This window comes from Hymenobacter glaciei, from assembly GCF_039539585.1.
In the GTDB taxonomy this organism is placed as follows: Bacteria; Bacteroidota; Bacteroidia; order Cytophagales; family Hymenobacteraceae; genus Hymenobacter; species Hymenobacter glaciei.
The window spans coordinates 116,294-134,668 of record NZ_BAABDK010000013.1; the positions used below are offsets into that span (position 1 = coordinate 116,294).

Below are 18,375 nucleotides of genomic sequence, written 5' to 3' on the forward strand. Positions count from 1 at the left end.
TAGGATGTATTTGCAGAAAGAAGGTGAGCGTAGAACGTTTGCAGAAAAAAGGTGTAGTAAGAGCAAAAGCAGCTAAGTAGCAGCCGTTTATTTGATAGTGTGGGGACGCAGCAGGTACAGCGAGCCCAGGGCCTGAACCGGGGCCATGCGCACTATTTCGTCCTGCAGGCCGCCGTAGCCGCAAGTCAATTCGATAAGCTGAGCGTCAGCGGGCACGCGCAGTTCGAACTCACCTTCGGCGTTGGTGACCACCACCGTACGCGAGCCGTGTAGCCACACCGTAGCCCCTGGCAGCGCGCCTTGCCGGCCTTGCACCACGCCATGCACCGTTTTATAGGCCTTGGCTTTGGGGCTTTCCTCGGGGTCGTGGCTGGCGGCGGGCAATTCTGGCCGCGCAGGGCTGTTTAGCGCAAACTGTGCCCGACCGGGCAACCCTGCAAAAAGCAGCATGATGGCTGCAGCAACAGTGGGTGTACGGTGGGCAAACATGGTTACTTGCACTAATTGAATTATTTATTGAACGATGCAAACATACTAGCATTAGCTTGCCCCTGCAAACTTTTTTCAAAATAAATTCATTTTTAATCTGGGATTAAAACAAAAAAATGGAATAAAATCAGGATGTCTAAACGAAAAAGCCCCCGTATTCTGAATACGGAGGCTTCTAAATGGGATAAAAATATATTGTAATGAGAATAAAAAAAATATGCTTAATGCAAATAAATGCAATGCTGGCCTGTCATGTTCAATTTCACCGGTGTTTGAACGTGAGTAGTAAGCGGCCGATGGTCCAGCATTTCACAGCAAGCAATGCAGTGTACGGGGGTAACCGCATCCTTATGTAAAGAATCACTCGTTGATGTCCTGGCTTCTCATGTCAGTTCAAGCGGTGCGGGGTTATGCCGGTTGCTGCGCGGCAGGGCTTTCGGGCTGGCGGCTCCAGCCGGCGCTGCAACGGCTGCGCATCTGCTGGCGAAATTTTTCGCGGGCTTCGGGGCTGAGGTGCTCGAGACGGCCAGCCATGCGTTGCTGCCACTCGCGGCGCTTGCGGGCCCAGCCTCCAGGTCGCCCCCCGCCCCGGAAGCCACCGAAGAGAATGCGGCTCAGCAGCAGCAGGCCGAAGGTTTGGGCCAGCGTGATAGAGGGCAAACGGAACAGCGAAGGCATGAGCCAGTTCCAGAGGGCCTGAGTGACGAAGCCAGCAGCAGCAATAAAGAGCGCCGCGAAGAAGCAAAAGCGTAGGCCGCGCAGCAGCCAAAATTTACGGTCCATGATAGGAATAAAAGGTAGTTGTCGGTTGCTCGTTTGCAATTGCTGGTTATCAGGGGCAGTCAGAGAAGTTCTAAAACCCGGACAAATGACGGCCAGCAACTAATGACGAAAAGCTAATCGGTGAACAATTCAGTATAGAGCGTTTGCAGGCGCTTGCGCAGGTGCAGCACAGCGTAGTGCTTGCGCGAAATGAGCGTTTTGAGGGGCACGCCGGTTTCCTCCTCCATTTCACGAAAGGTTTTATCTTCCAGCTCGTGCCACACAAATACCTGGCGCTGGGCGGCGGGCAGTTCGGCGAGGGCATCGGTGAGGGCTTCCATAAGCGTTTCGCGCAGCAAGCGGTTTTCGGGCGAGTCGTCGGGGGCCGGCAGCAGGTCGGCCAGCAGCAGGCCTTCGCCATCGTCGCTGGCCTCGGCCGCGCCAAAAGCAGCTTCGAGGCTCACGGGGCGCTTGCGCCGGTAGAGGTCGGTGATGCGGTTGCGGGCCACCCGGAAAAGCCAAGCCGCCGCCTGCTCCACCGGCTTGAGCAACCGGTAGCTTTCGACGAGCTCGGCGAAGACGTCCTGAAGCAGGTCTTCGGCCTCGGCTTCGTCGGGAATGCGGCGCCGGATAAACTGCAGCAGTCGGGGCCGCTGCTGGCGTACCGCTTCGGCAATTTGCTGGTCTTGCTGCGAAGCCGTCATCGGCGCTAAGGAGGAGGGGAGCGAGAGAGTCATGGCATTCATTCTGTCTAAACAGACGCCGGCACACTGAAATTACTTTATTCGATTGGGAAGAAAGTTGAGCAAGTCAAATACGCCCCACGCATATAAAACCCGAATTATTTGTAACTCGCGTGAAGCGCCCAACCCGTACCTTTGAAACGCGGGCTGGACCCGTAAATTAGGTTTTTCCTCTCACCAATTTCCACAACCAACAAATGAAATATTTTTATCGATTGGGATTGTTACTGGGCCTGCTGGTTCAAGTGCTGCTGCGGCCTGCCACGGCGGTCGCGGCACCCTTTACCCCAGGCAACATCGTCGTCACCCGCGTGGGCGACGGTTCGGCTGCCCTTACTAATTTGGCGACGGCGGTATTCCTTGACGAATACACCCCTGCGGGCGTCCTGGTGCAGTCCATCGCACTGCCCACGTCCGTAACTGGCAACAACCGCGCGTTGACAGCCGGCGGCACCACTACTTCGGAATTGGCCCTCACGCGCACACTTGATGGGCGTAACCTGATTCTGACAGGTTACGGAACCTCGCCCAACAGCACCGGTACAACTGCTGTAGCAGCGACAGCGGCTGCCGATGTTGTTCGGGTCGTGGGCCTCGTTGGTGCCGATGGCACCGTAAATACCACCACAAGCTTGGGCAGTGCTTTCAGTGCTGGGAACATACGGGCTGCCGCTTCCCAGGACGGTAGCAGCTTTTATGTGGTAGGCAGCAATTCGGGCGTGCAGTACGTTACGTTTGGGGGCTTCAACCCGACGCAGCTCACCACCGCGCCAGCCAACCAACGGGTAATTAACATTGCCGGAGGCAACCTGTACGTGTCTTCTGGTTCTTCCCCTTACTACGGCATCAGCATGGTAGGGACGGGCCTGCCCACCACTGCCGGGCAAACTGCAACTTTGCTGCCTGGCTTTCCGGGGGCTACCACTGGTTCCAGCCCGTACGGCTTTTATTTCGCCGACCTGAGCTCCTCAGTGCCGGGCATCGACGTGGTGTATGTAGCTGATGACCGCGCCACTGCTGGCGGCGGCATTCAGAAGTGGAGCCTGGTTTCGGGTACTTGGGTATTGAACGGCACCATTGCTAGTTCAACCGGTAACACGGTGCGAGGCCTCGACGGCAACACTAGTGGCACAACTGTTTCACTGGTGGCTACTGGCGGCTCGTCCACTGGTCCTACCAGCATTTACATCTTGTCTGATAACACAGGCTACAACGTAGCCCCTACACTTACTACTATTCCTGCTGCGGTAGCTACACTGCTGGCCAGCACGAACAAGGCAATTCGTGGCATCGCTTTCGCTCCGTCGTTGCCGGCTCCGACCATTGTCAGCTTCACGCCCACCAGTGGCCTGGCTGATGGCACGGTAACGGTAACCGTAACGGGCACCGACTTCACGGGTGCCACTGCGGTGACGCTCAACGGCGTGGCCATCACCGGCTTCACGGTGGTGAACAGCACCACCATCACCTTCACGGTGCCCACCGGCGCTACCAGCGGTACCATTGCCGTGACGACTGGCGGCGGTACGGCCACCAGCACCGGCACCTTCACGGTGACCACGCCGGCTCCCACCATCGCCAGCTTCTCGCCCACCAGCGGCCAAGCCGGCGATTTGATTACGATTACGGGTACCAACTTCACTGGTGCTACCGCCGTTACGCTGAATGGCGTGGCCATCGCCGGTTTCACGGTGGTTAATGCCACCACCATCACCTTTACCGTACCAGCCAGTGCCTCGTCGGGTACTATTGCCGTAACTACGCCGGGTGGCACGGCCACCAGCCCCGGCACCTTCACGGTGATTGTGCCCAACTCTGCTCCGACTATTACCAGCCTCACGCCCAGCACGGCTACGGCTGGTAGCGCAGGCTTCACGCTCACGGTGAACGGCACTGGTTTTATCAGCGGCACGGTGATTAACTTCAACGGCACCGCTCTGGCTACCACGTTTGTGTCGGCTACGCAGGTAGCTGCGCTGGTACCGGCTTCGGCGGTGGCCACGGTAGGTACTTACTCGGTAACGGCTACTAACCCTGCTCCGGGCGGCGGCACCTCGGCTGGCGTGAACTTCACGGTAACGACACCGGCTCCGACCATTGTCAGCTTCACGCCCACCAGCGGCCTGGCCAATGGCACGGTAACGGTGACCGTAACGGGCACCGACTTCACGGGTGCCACTGCGGTGACGCTCAACGGCGTGGCCATCACGGGCTTCACGGTGGTGAACAGCACCACCATCACCTTCACGGTGCCCACCGGCGCTACCAGCGGCACTATTGCCGTAACTACGCCCGCCGGCACCGCCACCAGCACCGCTACCTTCACAGTAACGCTGCCAGCTCCGAACATCACCAGCCTTGCACCGAATACTACTGCAGCCGGCAGCGCAGCCTTCACCCTCACGGTGAACGGTACGGGTTTCCTCAGCGGCTCGGTGGTAAACTTCAATGGTACCGCACTGACCACGACGTTTGTGTCGGCAACGCAGCTTACGGCTGCCGTTCCGGCTTCGGCGGTGGCTACAGTTGGTACCTACAATGTAACGGTGGCCAACCCTTCGGCTAACCAGGGTGGCACTTCGGCAGCGGCTACCTTCACGGTAACGACACCGGCTCCGACCATCGCCAGCTTCACGCCCACCAGCGGCCTGGCCAATGGCACGGTAACGGTAACCGTAATGGGTACCGACTTTACGGGTGCCACTGCGGTAACGCTCAACGGCGTGGCCATCACGGGCTTCACGGTGGTTAATGCCACCACCATCACCTTCACGGTACCTGCCGGCGCTACCAGCGGCACTATTGCCGTAACTACGCCCGCCGGCACCGCCACCAGCACGGCTTCGTTTATCGTGACGCCGACCATTACAGCCCTTAGCCCCAATGCCCAGGTAGTAGGTGGCTCGGCTCTCACTTTGACCATCACGGGCACGAACTTCACACCGGCTTCGACTGTGAACTTCAACAACGTGAGCTACACCTCAACCAGCGCCACCGCTACCACCATCGTGGTAACCATTCCGGCCAGCGTGCTGAATACGCTGGGTGCCTACCCGGTAAGTGTGACCACCGCGGGTGGCACGTCGAACGTGTTCACCTTCACAGTATCGAACCCCAGCACGGCTGGCGCTTACGAGAACTTCGAAGCCGGCACCAAGACGAGCTACGCTGCTGGTACTGTCACGCTGACCAGCGGCGTGTGGAACTTCTCCAACGCCCTTATTGGTGATTCGTTTGCTGATAAATTCAATGGCCTGAAATCGGCCCGCATCCGCCCCGGTGGCTTTATCGCCATGAATTTCGACAAGCCCAACGGCGCGGGCACGGTGGTCATCAATGCCGCCCTGTACGGCACTACCGACACTGGTGCTTCGTTCCTGCTGGAGCAGTCAACCGATGGTGGCCTGACCTATACCGCAGTGGCCGGTGCACCGGCTGCGCTCACCAGCACGCTCACGGCCTACACCTTCACGGTGAATACGGCTGGCAACGTGCGCCTCCGCATCAGCAATACCGTAACGTCAACAACGGTCACAACTCCGCGCATCAACATCGATGATATCTCGATTAGCAACTTTACTGCTGCGCCCACCATCACGAGCTTCACGCCCACCACGGGCGGCCCCGGCACCATCGTTACCATCACAGGTACCAACCTGACGGGGGCTACGGCCGTCCGCATTGGCACGTTCAACGTGCCCGTGTTCACGGTGGTGAATGCGACGACCATCACCCTGACGGTGCCCAGCGGCACAGGCAGCGTGAACGGCCTGGTTTCGGTGACGACCCCCGGCGGTACAGCAGTTAGCACGGCCACCTTCAACCTGGTTTCGGCTACCCTGGCGGCTAATGCCCTGCCCGGCCTGACGGTGTACCCCAACCCGGCTACCGACCGCCTGACCATAACGCTGCCTACCTCGGCCCCCGCCACGGTGGCCCTGCGCGACCTGGCCGGCCGCCTGGTGCTGGCTCCGGCTGCTCTCGGTGCCGACCAGCAGCTCCTGCTGCCGGCCTCGCTGGCGAGCGGTGTTTATCTGCTCGAAGTGCGTCAAGGCACTGCAGTGGCTATCCGCCGCATCGAGAAGAACTAGCAAACCCGGCCCGCGCACGAAGCGTGGGCCGATGCTGCTTAAAAAGCCCCACCCGGAAATCCGGGTGGGGCTTTTTTATTGGGCCAGTGGGAAGATGAGGTAGTCTAGGCAAGCCGGACAGAAGCAAGACGTACATTTCTTCTGTATTGGCAACAAAATCAAGCGGGACGTCGCCCGACAAACGGCGTAAATACGACGAGGCGCTCAAGGCCGAGGCGCTACGCTTGGCCCATGAGAGCCGCAGCACGTAGGCCGCGGCCCGGCATTTGGGTTGTACCCGGTAGGGCATCAGCTTTAAGCTGCTCTCCCGCTGGTAGCAAGCGCAGCTGGTGGCCGAGGTGGGCAGCGCGGAAGTGACCCGCGACCCGAAGTACGAGCGTTGCGTGCCGCCGACAAGGGGCTGGCCTATGAGCTCGATATTTAAAAAAAGGATTTATCATCTTCGGCCAGCCGCCCCCATGAGCACATCCCGCCACATCGCCCAGCAGGCCAACCATGTACCGGTGAACCAGCGCTGCCAGGAGCTGCGCATGGCCCGGGCCGCCTACTATGCGTAGCAGCGCCGACAGGGTCCGCCTGTTGAGCCGGCCTGGCAAGCGCCAGTGCGCGAAGCGTTTGCGCACCACAGTCAGCGCTGTGGCACGCAGCAATTGCGCGCCGAGCTGCAGGCCCAAGGCCATGCGGCGGGCCACTGGCGCCTATCCATACGTCGGTCCCGGCCGGGCTCATCGTGCACTCCGACCAAGGCAGTCAGTACACAGCCACCCACTTCAAGTATCTGCTCGCGCAAAACAAGTCCTTGCAAAGCACCATGCGGCGCGGTCGTACCCGGTCCGGTAGGGCAACTGCTACGATAACGCCCACGTCGAATCCTTTTTGAGTTGCGTCAAGGCCGGGTTGCTCGACGGCGGAAGCTTAACCGGCTTGGCCGAAGCCAAGCTCGAAATCAGCCCACGTCGCCTACCACAACGCCGAATGCCGCTACTCGGCCCTCGGCCACCACTCGCTCAAACACTTCGAAACCCATCTTCAAACCACGCCCCAGTTGTGTCCGGCTTAGCTAAGCCACCTCATAATTATGAAATGTAGAGCCTTACAAGGATATGGTGGCTAGAAGCCTCAGCTGGAATCGCCCATGTTATTCCGAGTTAACATTAAGTAAGACAAGGCGTAAATCGGCAAGTTCGAAAGAATGCTACTATACTTGCTCCGGGGCAATGGGTGACCGATGTAAAGAGCGCACTGCGAACGAAGGAGAGGGTAATTGAACGCCGTGCTGCCTCGGACTTTGTTATTGCCGGCTGTTGCTACAACCTTTTGCCGGTCACTTGCCCCCACAAAAAAGCCCCGACTGCGAACGCAGCCAGGGCTTTTTTGTGAGGTAGCAGGGGGGTTATTCCACCGATACCTTGGTCGTCAGCTTCACACCGTCAGCGGTAGTCCAGGTAGCGAAGTACATGCCACTTGCCAGGGGACGAGCCGGCTGCACAGTGGCTTCGGCCGTACCAGCAGCTACAGTTTGAGTGAATACCAAGCGGCCGACATTGTCGAACACCCGTACCGTGCCATTGGCCGGAGCCAGGTTTGCGGTAGCCAACTGGAAACCGTTGCCCGTGGCAGGGTTGGGGAAAGCCACCAAGCTCGGTACACCAACTTTGCCTTCGAAGCGCACCGTAGCGATGTTCGAGTAAGCAGTTGCGCCGTCCTTGTCCACTTGACGCAGGCGGTAGTAGCTGGTGCCGCCCAGAGGAGCGCGGTCAAGCGTGCTGTAGTCGAAGCGAGCGGTGCTGCTGCCCTGTGCTTCGATGCGGGTGAGTGCATCGAAGGTGCGGCCATTAGCCGAACGTTCTACAACGAAGTAGTCGCTGTTCTTCTCCGAAGCCGTCGCCCAGGCTACTTGCACAGCCGAGCCCTGGCGGGTAGCCGAGAAATTAACCAGCGTAACGGGCAGGGGAGCACTGCCGCTGAGGGGATTGTCAACTTTGTTGGTCGAAGCCAGCACGAAGTACGAGTTACCATCAATTACGGTACCAGCCGAGGTCGTGTAGCCTTTTGGCGCATCGGGCGAGAATACACCCGAGCCACCCGCCGTGTCCCACTGGCCGTTGGGGCCGTTGGAGCGAGCTACGCGCAAGTTGCCGGGCACGTTCACTTTCTCGTCTTCCACGTCGGTATTAAAGCTCAGCTGGACAGTAGGCTGGTTGAGCGTACCCGACAGCAGCTGGATGCGATAGTAGCGAGTTGTAGCAATGTTCTGCAACGTGGCAGCAACGTTGCCAGCAGCGTTGGCATTGGGGGCAGCACCATTGATGATTTCCACCAATACAACCGGGTTGCCCGTCGAAATGCCCAGGGGCTTAATCGTAACCGGACGGTAGCGCTGGCCAGCACCTACGGGGAATACCCGGATAGCGGCGGCCTCGTTGGGCAGTGCCATAGCCAGGCGGCCGGCCACGTACGAAGTGAGGGTGTTGCCCACGATGGGCTGGAAGTTGGGGTTATCCAGGTACAGCGTGTTGCCGGTATTGATGCCGGTGAAGATAACGCTGTTTTGAATTGTCATCAGGTTGGCGACGTGCACCGTGGTGTTTGGGCCAAACGTGAGGGCGCTGGAGCTCAGCTTCTGCAGGTCGTAGAACGTGGTGTTGCCGTTGATAAAGCGGTTCACGTCGGTGATGAACTGCACCAGGCTAGTGCCAGCGGCAAACGTCGCACCTGTTGTGTTGGTAAAGTTACCGCGGAACACGATGTTCGAGTTAGCCGCGTCGAAGAAGCCGGTCGACTGGTTGGTGTATTCGCCGTTCACGTGCATGATGTTCTTCGCCGCAGTGTAAGCACCGCCGTTGATGAAGTTCATTCCAGCATTTACCTCACCCGTGCCTGCCGTGAAAATGCCGGTAGTGGTGTTGGTGATGGTGCCGGTTACGTTCAGGTTACCAATGCCGGCCGTGTAAGTGCTGGCGTTGATGAAGTTGCCATCCACACCTATCAAGCCGGTGCTCGTGGCTGCCGAAGCGTCAACGGTGCCATTGTTGGTGAAGGTGGTAGCCACTGTCAGCGGAGCCGAGCCATTCACCAGCATGCCATCGTTCGTAAGAGAAGTGCCTACGCTTACTGCCCCTGCGCCGAAGCTGAACGAACCCGTCGAGGTCGTATTCAGGAAAGATGCCGTAGTCAGCTTACCGTCATTCAGGGTGAACGTGCCGCTCACCGTGGCACCGCTCGTAGCCGAGTTCAGCGTAACGTTCTGGCTGGTGGGGTTATCCACTGCTGTGTTGGCGGTGATGTTCAATGCACCGTTGAGGGTCAGGTCGAGGTTGGTGAGCTGCTTGGCCGCACCACTACCCCCCGATAGAATCAGGTTGTTGTAGGTGTCGCGGGCAGGCAACTGCACTTTGCCAGTGAACTCCACGGTGCCCGTATTGGCCGCCACGAAGCCAGCGTAGTTACCAGCTGGGAACAGTGCCGAGCCAATTTTCAGCGTGCCCGTGCCGGACACTGTGTTGAAGTTGTTCGCCACATTCACACCCAAGTCCAGGGTGCCGTCCAGCTTCAGGGTAGCGGATGCCATGCCGTTTGCCGTAGTGGTGATGAGGTGCGTTGGCAGAATAACTACGGGGTTAGCGGCAGCGGGGAAGGTCGTGGGCAGGGGCGACGAATCGGTGCCGTTGGCGTTAAACGTCCACGCCGCAGCGGTGGTCCAGATTGCGCCAGCTGGCAAACCAGCGGTGGCATTACGGCTGTAAAAAACCGGAACCGAGCCAAACTCACTGGGCTCACCGCCGGTGTAGTCGCCTGCGATAATGTTTGTGTTGAGGTTGAGCAGCGTATGGAAGGTTGTATTTACCGAGCTGGTCGTGATACCATTAGCCGGAGTCCATGCGCCGTTCAAAAAGCGGCCCAACAGATAGTTTGCTTCGTTGCCTTGTACATCAGCCCCACTGTAAGTGAACTGCTGGTCAGCCGTAGCAGAAGCACTCAAGCCAGTCGTGCTGATTTTCCAGAAGAACTTCAGCTCTTTATTAGCTGGGTCGGTAGTCGACGGATGAGCCAAGTCAATCGCCTGTACAGTAACGGTACCCGCCACTGTGTTATTCGACAGGTTGAGCTGCACAGGAGTATACTTACTGCCCACGCCTAATGGAAAGCCAAAGCCCGATGACCCCGCAGGATACGACTTGCGCAGGCCTAGGTCGGCAACGATGCCGTTGGTACGGATAAATCGCGTAGCAGTGCCTCCAGTAATGTTGTTTGCTGCTGTGCTGCTCATCCACAACAGGTTCGAGCCGATGCTCAGTATGCCGTTGCTCAGGCTCAACACCTGCGTGACTTCCTGGTTGGCAGTAGTCGTAGCACCAGCAGCATTGTTCAGCGTCAGGTTGCCGAACTGTCCGGCGCCGTTACCACCAATGCTCTGATTGGTTGTACCGCCCAGCACAAGGCTGCCGCTACCAGTATGGACAGTCGAGTTCGAGACATCGCCCCACACGGTGATGGTGTTGCCATTGTCGTCGAGCGTACCCTTGGTCAGGGTCAGATTCCCCGCCGTTAGTACTGTGCCATTGAGGCGCAGCGTGCCGGTGGTTTGCGCATGGTTGAGTACCAGCTTGCCAAATACGGTCACGTTTCCACCTGCACCATTAATGAACTGTGTAGGAATTGCGCCCAGGAAAGTCGTCGTCTGTGCCGTCGAACCGGGAAGGAACCCGCCTGTTGTCAACGCAGTAGCAACCGAGCTCTGGTCAACTGTCAGCGTGTTGTTATTGTTAAGGTTCTGTTTGACGTTCAGACCCAAGCTGTTGGCATTGAAGAAGGAGTTGCCATTGCCAATGGTAAGCGAACCGTTCAATGTCAGTGGCGATACGCCCGTCAACAGGCCGGTATTGGAGTTGGCCGCAGTAGCCCCAGATTCTACCAGCAGGTTAAAAATAGGCACTGCCGAGTTCACGCTAATAGTCACGTTGCCTACACCTGCTGCTGCGTTGCCCAGAACTACCGTGCCGCCGGTTACAACCGTCGAGTCAGGAGCCAGGTAAAAGTCGGCTGCAATGGTAGGGCGGCCGTTCGAGCGACGCAGGTTAATAGTGCCTCCACTCATGCGGAAGATACTCTTGAGTCCCTGTACTTCAAACAGGCCGCGCTCGTTATTCTGAGCAGCCGTAGCGCCCTGGCCATCGATGGTAATGGCGCCACCGCTTTGGTCGAAGCGCAGCGAACCGTCAAGGTTATTGACCGAGCGGCGAATCTGCCCGTTTACGTAGAGCGTACCCGCGGTTACCTTCAAGGTAGGAGCCCCAGCGCTGGCGTACTCCAGGTCGTTGCCAGCACCGCTGGTGGTGCCTACGTTCAGGGTGCCTTGCAGCACGCGTACTTCACCGGCCAGCTTCAGGTCAGCAGCTGTGCCAGTGTTGGTAGCTACCGTTACCACTGCGTTGGGTGCATCAACGGTCAGGCCTGCGTTATCAGTGATGAGATAGGGGCTAGCCGCGTCGTGGATGGTAAGGGTGCCCGTGCCCTTGGCATAGCGCAGCGTGCCGTTGGTTAGGGTGAGCCAGTTGCTAGTCGGTGTCGTCAGCGTACCGGCAACGTCCAGGGTTAGGGTAGCGGTGCGCCCGAGCCCTTTGTTCACCGTGAGGGTGTTTAGGTTGGTCAGCGTACCGGTGGGGCCGGTGAAGCCATTGTTTGAGCCACCCGTGAAAGTCAGGTTTGCCCGGCCAGTGCCTACCAAGAAGTCTAGGCTGCCGTTGTTGGTAAACGAGCCTCCTACAGTTACGTTGTGAGTGGTCGCAGCATTATTAAGCACGTTAAACGCCGCTCCGGCATCCACTTTCACATCGGTATCAAGGGCCAGGGTGCGAGCATTAGTACCCTGAAGCTGAAAAATTCCGTTCTGAACATTCAGCAGCGAATCGACCCGAATGTTACCAGCCGCTGCGGAACTAATTAACACTGTGCCCACACCACCGTTAGAGCCACTTTTCAATTGGGCATGCACGCGCAAGTCCTGGTTGGGCAGCGTAATAGTACGGCCCGTGGCAGCGTTCAACCACAGGTTGCGGTATTGGTTCAGCGTGAGCGAACCCCCGTTGGTGGTAGGCAGGGTGAAGTTCTGGGTGCCAGTCGTATAATACTCTACAGTACCGCCACCATACTGAATGAAGGAACCAAAGTCGCCGCTTGGAAAAGCAGCCGTGGCCCCGCCTGAGCTGATGCGTAGGCGACCCGAACCGCCTATTTTTGAGTCTGGCAATGCACCAAAATTGTGACCCGTGAAAGTGCCCACATCCAGTACAGAGCCGCGGTCAATCACCAGCGAGCCTGATTTAGCCGTGTTGGCTATCACCGTTACCGTGTGGAAGACACCGGTGCCGGCCGAGCCAATAAATACTGGATTGCCCGGGCCTGGAGTGGTTGAAACGGCCGGGCCAGACGGACCGGTGGTACTCCACGGAGTCGTCGCTAGGTTAGTGTCGGTCCAGTTTCCGTTCCGCATGGAGTAATAAGAAGTAATCGGGCCGAACGTAGCCGGTAAGCCCGCCGTAAATTCGCCGTCAAACTGCTGCATGCCACTAAACGCAATGTCGGAAGTCGTACCGAAGTTGGATACACTTCCCGCTGTGGAGAAGCTTGTATTCCAAGAAGTAGGCAGGTAACGGCCTCCAACGTAATTGTTTGGAGAAGTAATATAACCCGCCGCATCGGCGTTGGTCATGGTGAACGTTTCGTAGATAGCTCCACTCGGAATAGCGCCGAAGCCAGTGCTGCGCACTTTCCAGTAGTAAGCCAGCGAGTTGGTCGTGCTGGCCACAAACGGGTTGCGAACGTTGGCTGGGCTAACGCTTATCTGCCCGTACTGCGATAAGGCCGTAGCCAGCTGGAGGTCGACCACAGCTGGAGTATACTTCGTGCCGGTACCTACCGGAAACGTAAAGGCCTGCGCCCCGCCGTAGGTTTTCTGCAAGCCCAAGTCACTGGCGTTGCCGGCAGTCTGAATCATGCGCTGGCTGCTGAAGCCGTTGGTCGGCAACAGCGCATTGGTATTCACGTTGGTCAGGGATAAGCGGTACGAACCAATGGCCATCACGTGCGTGCTCTGCAGTGTCAACTGGTTGGTAACCATAATGCTGTTAGCCAGGGTAACGGCTACACTGCCGGTTGCCAGGCCGGTGTTCAGAACCTTCAAGTTGCCAAACACACCCGTGCCGTCGCCGCCAATCGTCTGCGCCGCTGCACCGTTCATGGTGATGCTACCCGTGCCCACGCTCTGGTGGAAGGCCGAGTTGACAAGGTTGCCTTGCACGTTGATGGTTTTGCCTGCATCGTTGAGTACCCCGCGCAAAATAGACAGGGTAGTGCCAGCTAGCGTAGAATAGGTACCCACCGAACCAGCCAGCGTCAGAATGCCGGCGGCTTTGTCTACCGTCCAGTTGTTGAAGGTACCCACGCCGGCAGTCGTGCCAATCGTGCCGTTGGTAGTCAGTAGCTGATTTTGGGTGCCACTAAATATCGTTGTGTTAGTGCCTGGCAGGTACGTGCAACCCGTGCCGATGTTCAGGCCGCCCTGAATGGTCAGGTTGAGGTTGCCGGCATCGAAAGTTGTAGGGTTCGTTGCGTCAAGGATGAAGTCGTTCTGCACTACCAGGGGCTGACCTGCAGTAGTAGCGTTGGGAGCAAAAGTGGCATCAAACGGCATGGTCTGATTAATAACCTTACTGGTGCCGGCGGCACCGCTTTTTATGACGGTCAAATTCCACAACGGGGCCGTGCTCAAAAATTTGCCGTTGATGTTGGTGGCTGGCAGAATGATTTCGATTGTGCCACCCGTCACAATAGCATTGTTGGCTGCTACTCCGATGTGGAAAATGCCATCGATACCGTTCGGATTAGGGACTTGGGTGCGGATGGTACCGCCGGTCATGCGGAAAGCCTGCGTGAGGTAAGGCACACAGAAGCGGGCAAACTTGTCGTCGACTGAAGTAGCCGTTGTGCCGGTGCATTCAAACAGGCCGTTTGAGATAATAAACGAGCCCCGGTGGTTGGCCGAAGTCCGGGAGGGGCGGAATTTGTTTACCAGCGTTGTGCCGCCTTCAATCAGTACCTGACCATCTTCGCGCACCACCATACCGGCATCGTTCTTACTTGTGAACGAGCCCGCGCTAATGCGGTAGATGCCATAAACCGCGATAAGGGGCATATTATCATTGAGGACCGTAGCCCCTGCAATCCAGAGAGTAGGTGCATTGCGAACGCCCCCGCCAACATCTTCGCCGAGCGAAAACCCGTTGGCTGCGTCGTTGCTGACTTTAGCCAAATAAACGTTGTTGCCGAGCTTCGCAACGCCGTTAAACAGCTGTAGCATATCAATGGCGCCCGTGTGGTTCAGGCGCAGGTTTCCTTGGGCGCTGCCGTGCAAGCCTACCGCCGACGTCACGTTCAGCAACACCTGGCTATCGAAGCCTTTGTTGACAACCATGATGTCGAGGTCGGTGTCGCCATTGCAAGCAAAGTTTGTATCGGTTGTGCCCCGAAAAGCGACCTGTACCACTTGTGCATCAGAGGCGTTTCGCAGGTTTATTGTGCCATTATTGATGAAATCGTTGTAGATATTTAGGACATGAACGCCGTTGTTGGCGTTGTTGACGCCGAAAAACGTGCCATTGCCTACTGTGAGCAGGCCATAAACGTTCAGGGTGCGGTTGGCTGCTGCGAGTCCTATTTTGAACGAAATACCGGCTCCCGCTGCTGCTGCCGCCGCAGTAGCATAGGTTGAGCCGTTTGGAAATGAGGTCGTATTGGTCCGCGAAAGCGCCATGCTGCCATTCACGGTCAGGTTGGCATCAAGCAACACGCCATAAGCCGCCGTTGAAGTATTCAACAATCGCAGGTTGTTGTACATGCCTGATACCGGAATCGGGAGGGCAGATGGCCCGGTTGCCCAGTTATAGAACTCGACGGTGCCGGTATTGGCATCGTCGAAGTTGTTGGTGGTTACCGCCGGGAAGAATGGCGCAGCAATGCGTAGCGTGCCCTGGCCCGAGAGGCTATTGAGTGTCGCAAACGTGGCAGCAGCCGACTGCAAGTCGAGTACCCCGCCGCGCTGAATGGTCAGGTCGAGGCCGGTGGTGCTGATTGCGCTGTTGACGTAAACAACAAAGCTGTTGGTTATCACTACGGCATCGCCGTTGGCAGGAACCCGCGAGTTAATGCTCGTTGAGCCCGTTGGGTCGGTTGTCCAGATGCTCGCATCTGTCCACAAGCCGTTGGTACCACCACCATTGAACGTATACAAGGTGCCACCCATTGCCAACGTACTCCAGAAAATGGCTAATAGTCCAAGTAGGAATGCTTTCATGTAAAAGAAATGTTAATGAAAAATAGATTTAAAAATGAAGTGTTTTCGCTGCGCCAATGTTGTTATAGTTCTACGAAAGACGAAGTTTGCGAAATTAGTTCGTTATAAAAACATATTCTGCTTTCAGATTCGAGAAAGCACGTATTATCTTTATTCAAGTTAGTGTCATCATGAATTAATTCAACAATAGGCCAAATTTAACGTTTGCATGATATTGAATTAAATAAAGAATTTCTTACACCCCTGGAATTCCCTCACTGCTTTGGCTTGTGAGGGAATACTGCCTTGACTGAATGCGACAATGAGTGGTACTGCCTCGCAGCTTTTGCAGCTAGGGGTTTTCGGGTACCTTTGCCGGCCGGCTGCACGTTGCTCATTGGCCTGCGCTTCCTACTATGGACCCTTCTGTTGTTTCCCCAACCATCCCCGATGTCATTCGGACCGTGCCGCTGCAGTATTACGTCTTTTTTGCCTCGGCCCTGTTTGCCATCGGGGTTACGGGCGTGTTGGTGCGGCGCAACGCCATCATCATCTTCATGTGTGTCGAGTTGATGCTCAACGCCGTGAACATCTTGCTGACGGCCTTTTCAGCTTACCGCGCCGACCCTAACGGGCAGGTTTTCGTGTTCTTTATCATGGCCGTCGCGGCCGCCGAAGTTTCAGTGGGGCTTGGCATTATCGTCATGATATATCGTAACTTCCAGACAACTGACGTCAACTTATTGAGCCGCTTGAAGTGGTAGTGGAAGGCTTTGGAGTACTTGAGCACCGGACTGTTTGGCCTTGTGCTGAAGCTGCCTGAGTTGTTCCCGTTCCAAGCCCCCAGATTCCCAAGCCTCTAGGTCCCAATTATGCAAGAAACCGTTCTCCCTGTTGCCAACGCGCCCTATGCGACGTTGCTCTACGTGCTGATTCCGCTGCTGCCCTTTCTGGGCTTTTTGCTGAATGGCCTGCTGAACCGCAAGCTTTCCGGTACCGTTGCCGGCCTCATTGGCAGCGCTACCGTACTGAGCTCGTTCCTGATTTCCGTGGTGTTGTTCTGGGAGTTTCTGCACCCGGCGACCAACTGGGCCATTCCGGGCACGGCGACCCACGTGGCGTACACCGTGCAACTCTTCGACTGGATTTCGGTGGGCTCGCTGCAGATTCCCTTCCAGTACCAGATTGACCAGCTGAGCCTGATTATGCTGCTGCTGGTGACGGGTATAGGCTTTCTCATCCACGTGTACAGCATCGGCTACATGCACCACGACGAAAACGTGGGCAAGTTCTTCAGCTTCCTGAACCTGTTCATTTTCAGCATGCTGTTGCTGGTAATGGGCAGCAACTTCGTCATCCTGTTCATTGGTTGGGAAGGGGTGGGCTTGTGTTCTTACCTGCTCATTGGCTTCTGGAACAAGAACACCAGCTACAACAACGCCGCTAAAAAAGCCTTCATCATCAACCGCATCGGTGACTTAGGCTTCCTGTTGGGCATCTTCCTGATTTACCTCACGTTCAACTCGGTGCAGTATGCCGAAGTGTTTCAGAAGGCCTCGCTGGGGCAGTTTGGGATGTTTGGCGCGGGCATCTGCACCTACATCACCTTGTTGCTGTTTGTGGGCGCCATGGGCAAGTCGGCCCAGCTGCCGCTCTACACCTGGCTGCCCGATGCCATGGCCGGCCCCACGCCGGTTTCGGCCCTCATTCACGCTGCCACCATGGTAACGGCGGGCATTTACATGGTGCTCCGGGCCAACGTGCTGTTCACGCTCTCACCCGATACGCTGGAAGTTGTAGCCATTGTAGGTGCTGCAACGGCGCTATTTGCGGCTACCATCGGTCTGGCACAAAACGACATTAAAAAGGTACTGGCTTATTCCACGGTTTCGCAGCTGGGCTACATGTTTCTGGCGCTGGGCGTGATGGGCTACTCTACTTCGCTGTTTCATGTGCTCACCCACGCCTTCTTCAAGGCGCTCATGTTCCTCGGAGCCGGCTCCGTCATTCATGCCATGAGCAACGAGCAGGACCTGCGCCGCATGGGTGGCCTACGCAAGGCGCTGCCAATTACGTTCATAACTTTCCTCATTGGCTGTTTGGCTATTTCGGGCATTCCGCCTTTCTCGGGCTTCTTCTCGAAAGATGAAATTCTGGCGCACGCCTACGAACACAACAAGGTGCTCTGGGCCATGGGCTTGCTCACGGCATTCCTGACGGCGTTCTACATGTTCCGCCTGTTGTTCCTGGCTTTCTTTGGCGAGTTCCGCGGCACCGAGGAGCAGAAGCACCACCTGCACGAGTCGCCAGCGTCGATGACGTTTCCGCTCATTATTTTGGCCATTCTGGCGGCCGTGGGTGGCTTCATGGGTGCCCCAATGTTCACCGGCGGCCATCACTACCTGGCCGAGTACCTGGCCCCGATTTTCACTTATTCGCAGCGGCTGATGCCGGCGGCTTTCTCGGCCGAACTCGACCATAATACCGAGCTGATGCTCATGGGCCTGTCGGTGACAGCGGGCGTGCTGGGTATTATACTGGCCTATGTGCAGTACGTGGCCCGCGCTCAGCGTCCGGCCGAAGATGAAGCCCAGCGCTCGGCCCCCGAAAGCCTGGTGTACCACAAATACTACGTTGATGAACTGTACAATGCACTGTTCACGCGGCCGGTGATGTGGCTGTCGTCGGGGCTGTTCAAATTTGTGGAGAATGGCGTTATCAACCCCGTTACCGGCTTGTTTGGCCGGGCTGTGAACGGAGGGGGCACGCTGCTGCGCTACGTACAAACCGGGGCCGTAGAAACTTATCTGATTCTGATGGTAGTCGGCATTGTCTTGATTTTGGGCCTCAACTTTAATCGTTTTTAACTGACTGATTTAGCACAAAAAGAAAAGCCCCTCGTGTTTGCGAGGGGCTTTTCTTTTTGTGCTAAATCTAGGCATAGGTGGAACGAATTTAA

Annotated in this window: 7 protein-coding genes; 3 read left to right on the plus strand and 4 right to left on the minus strand. The window is 57.0% G+C overall.

The annotated features are described in order from the left end of the window. Positions 1-87: 87 nt before the first annotated feature. From ABD837_RS08210 to ABD837_RS08220, 3 genes are all read right to left on the minus strand, one after another. Complete coding sequence (locus tag ABD837_RS08210) at positions 88-489, minus strand: peptidase associated/transthyretin-like domain-containing protein (RefSeq protein ID WP_345052719.1); 402 nt, start codon at positions 487-489, stop codon at positions 88-90. 408 nt (positions 490-897) lie between these two features. Continuing rightward, entirely contained in the window at positions 898-1,272 is a 375-nt protein-coding gene (locus tag ABD837_RS08215) for a hypothetical protein (RefSeq protein WP_345052722.1), read from the minus strand. A 113-nt stretch (positions 1,273-1,385) separates the two neighbouring features. Then, a complete protein-coding gene (locus ABD837_RS08220) occupies positions 1,386-1,988 on the minus strand; it encodes an RNA polymerase sigma factor (protein WP_345052725.1) in 603 nt (200 codons plus the stop codon). Positions 1,989-2,191: 203 nt separating this feature from the next. Here ABD837_RS08220 and ABD837_RS08225 point away from each other — a divergent pair, with 203 nt between their 5' ends. Beyond that, positions 2,192-6,085, plus strand: a complete 3,894-nt coding sequence (locus ABD837_RS08225; protein ID WP_345052728.1) for an IPT/TIG domain-containing protein — start codon at positions 2,192-2,194, stop codon at positions 6,083-6,085. 1,393 nt (positions 6,086-7,478) lie between these two features. Here the strand turns inward: ABD837_RS08225 and ABD837_RS08230 are convergent. Beyond that, the gene (locus ABD837_RS08230) at positions 7,479-15,437 is read right to left on the minus strand and encodes a T9SS type A sorting domain-containing protein (protein WP_345052731.1); all 7,959 of its coding nucleotides are present in this window, start codon (positions 15,435-15,437) and stop codon (positions 7,479-7,481) included. 395 nt (positions 15,438-15,832) lie between these two features. On the opposite strand from ABD837_RS08230, the gene nuoK reads away from it, so the two are divergent. Together nuoK and nuoL are read left to right on the plus strand one after the other, a co-directional pair. After that, entirely contained in the window at positions 15,833-16,180 is a 348-nt protein-coding gene (gene nuoK / locus ABD837_RS08235; RefSeq protein WP_345052733.1) for an NADH-quinone oxidoreductase subunit NuoK, read from the plus strand. 108 nt (positions 16,181-16,288) lie between these two features. Beyond that, on the plus strand, positions 16,289-18,283 hold the full coding sequence (gene nuoL / locus ABD837_RS08240; protein WP_345052736.1) for an NADH-quinone oxidoreductase subunit L: 1,995 nt from the start codon (positions 16,289-16,291) through the stop codon (positions 18,281-18,283). The last annotated feature ends 92 nt before the right edge of the window (positions 18,284-18,375 follow it).

Excerpts from the sequence above, each read along its gene's own strand:
- ABD837_RS08210 (WP_345052719.1), bottom strand. The coding sequence starts at position 489 with ATGTTTGCCCACCGTACACCCACTGTTGCTGCAGCCATCATGCTGCTT.
- ABD837_RS08215 (WP_345052722.1), bottom strand. The coding sequence starts at position 1,272 with ATGGACCGTAAATTTTGGCTGCTGCGCGGCCTACGCTTTTGCTTCTTC.
- ABD837_RS08220 (WP_345052725.1), bottom strand. The coding sequence starts at position 1,988 with ATGACTCTCTCGCTCCCCTCCTCCTTAGCGCCGATGACGGCTTCGCAG.
- ABD837_RS08225 (WP_345052728.1), top strand. The coding sequence starts at position 2,192 with ATGAAATATTTTTATCGATTGGGATTGTTACTGGGCCTGCTGGTTCAA.
- ABD837_RS08230 (WP_345052731.1), bottom strand. The coding sequence starts at position 15,437 with ATGAAAGCATTCCTACTTGGACTATTAGCCATTTTCTGGAGTACGTTG.
- nuoK (WP_345052733.1), top strand. The coding sequence starts at position 15,833 with ATGGACCCTTCTGTTGTTTCCCCAACCATCCCCGATGTCATTCGGACC.
- nuoL (WP_345052736.1), top strand. The coding sequence starts at position 16,289 with ATGCAAGAAACCGTTCTCCCTGTTGCCAACGCGCCCTATGCGACGTTG.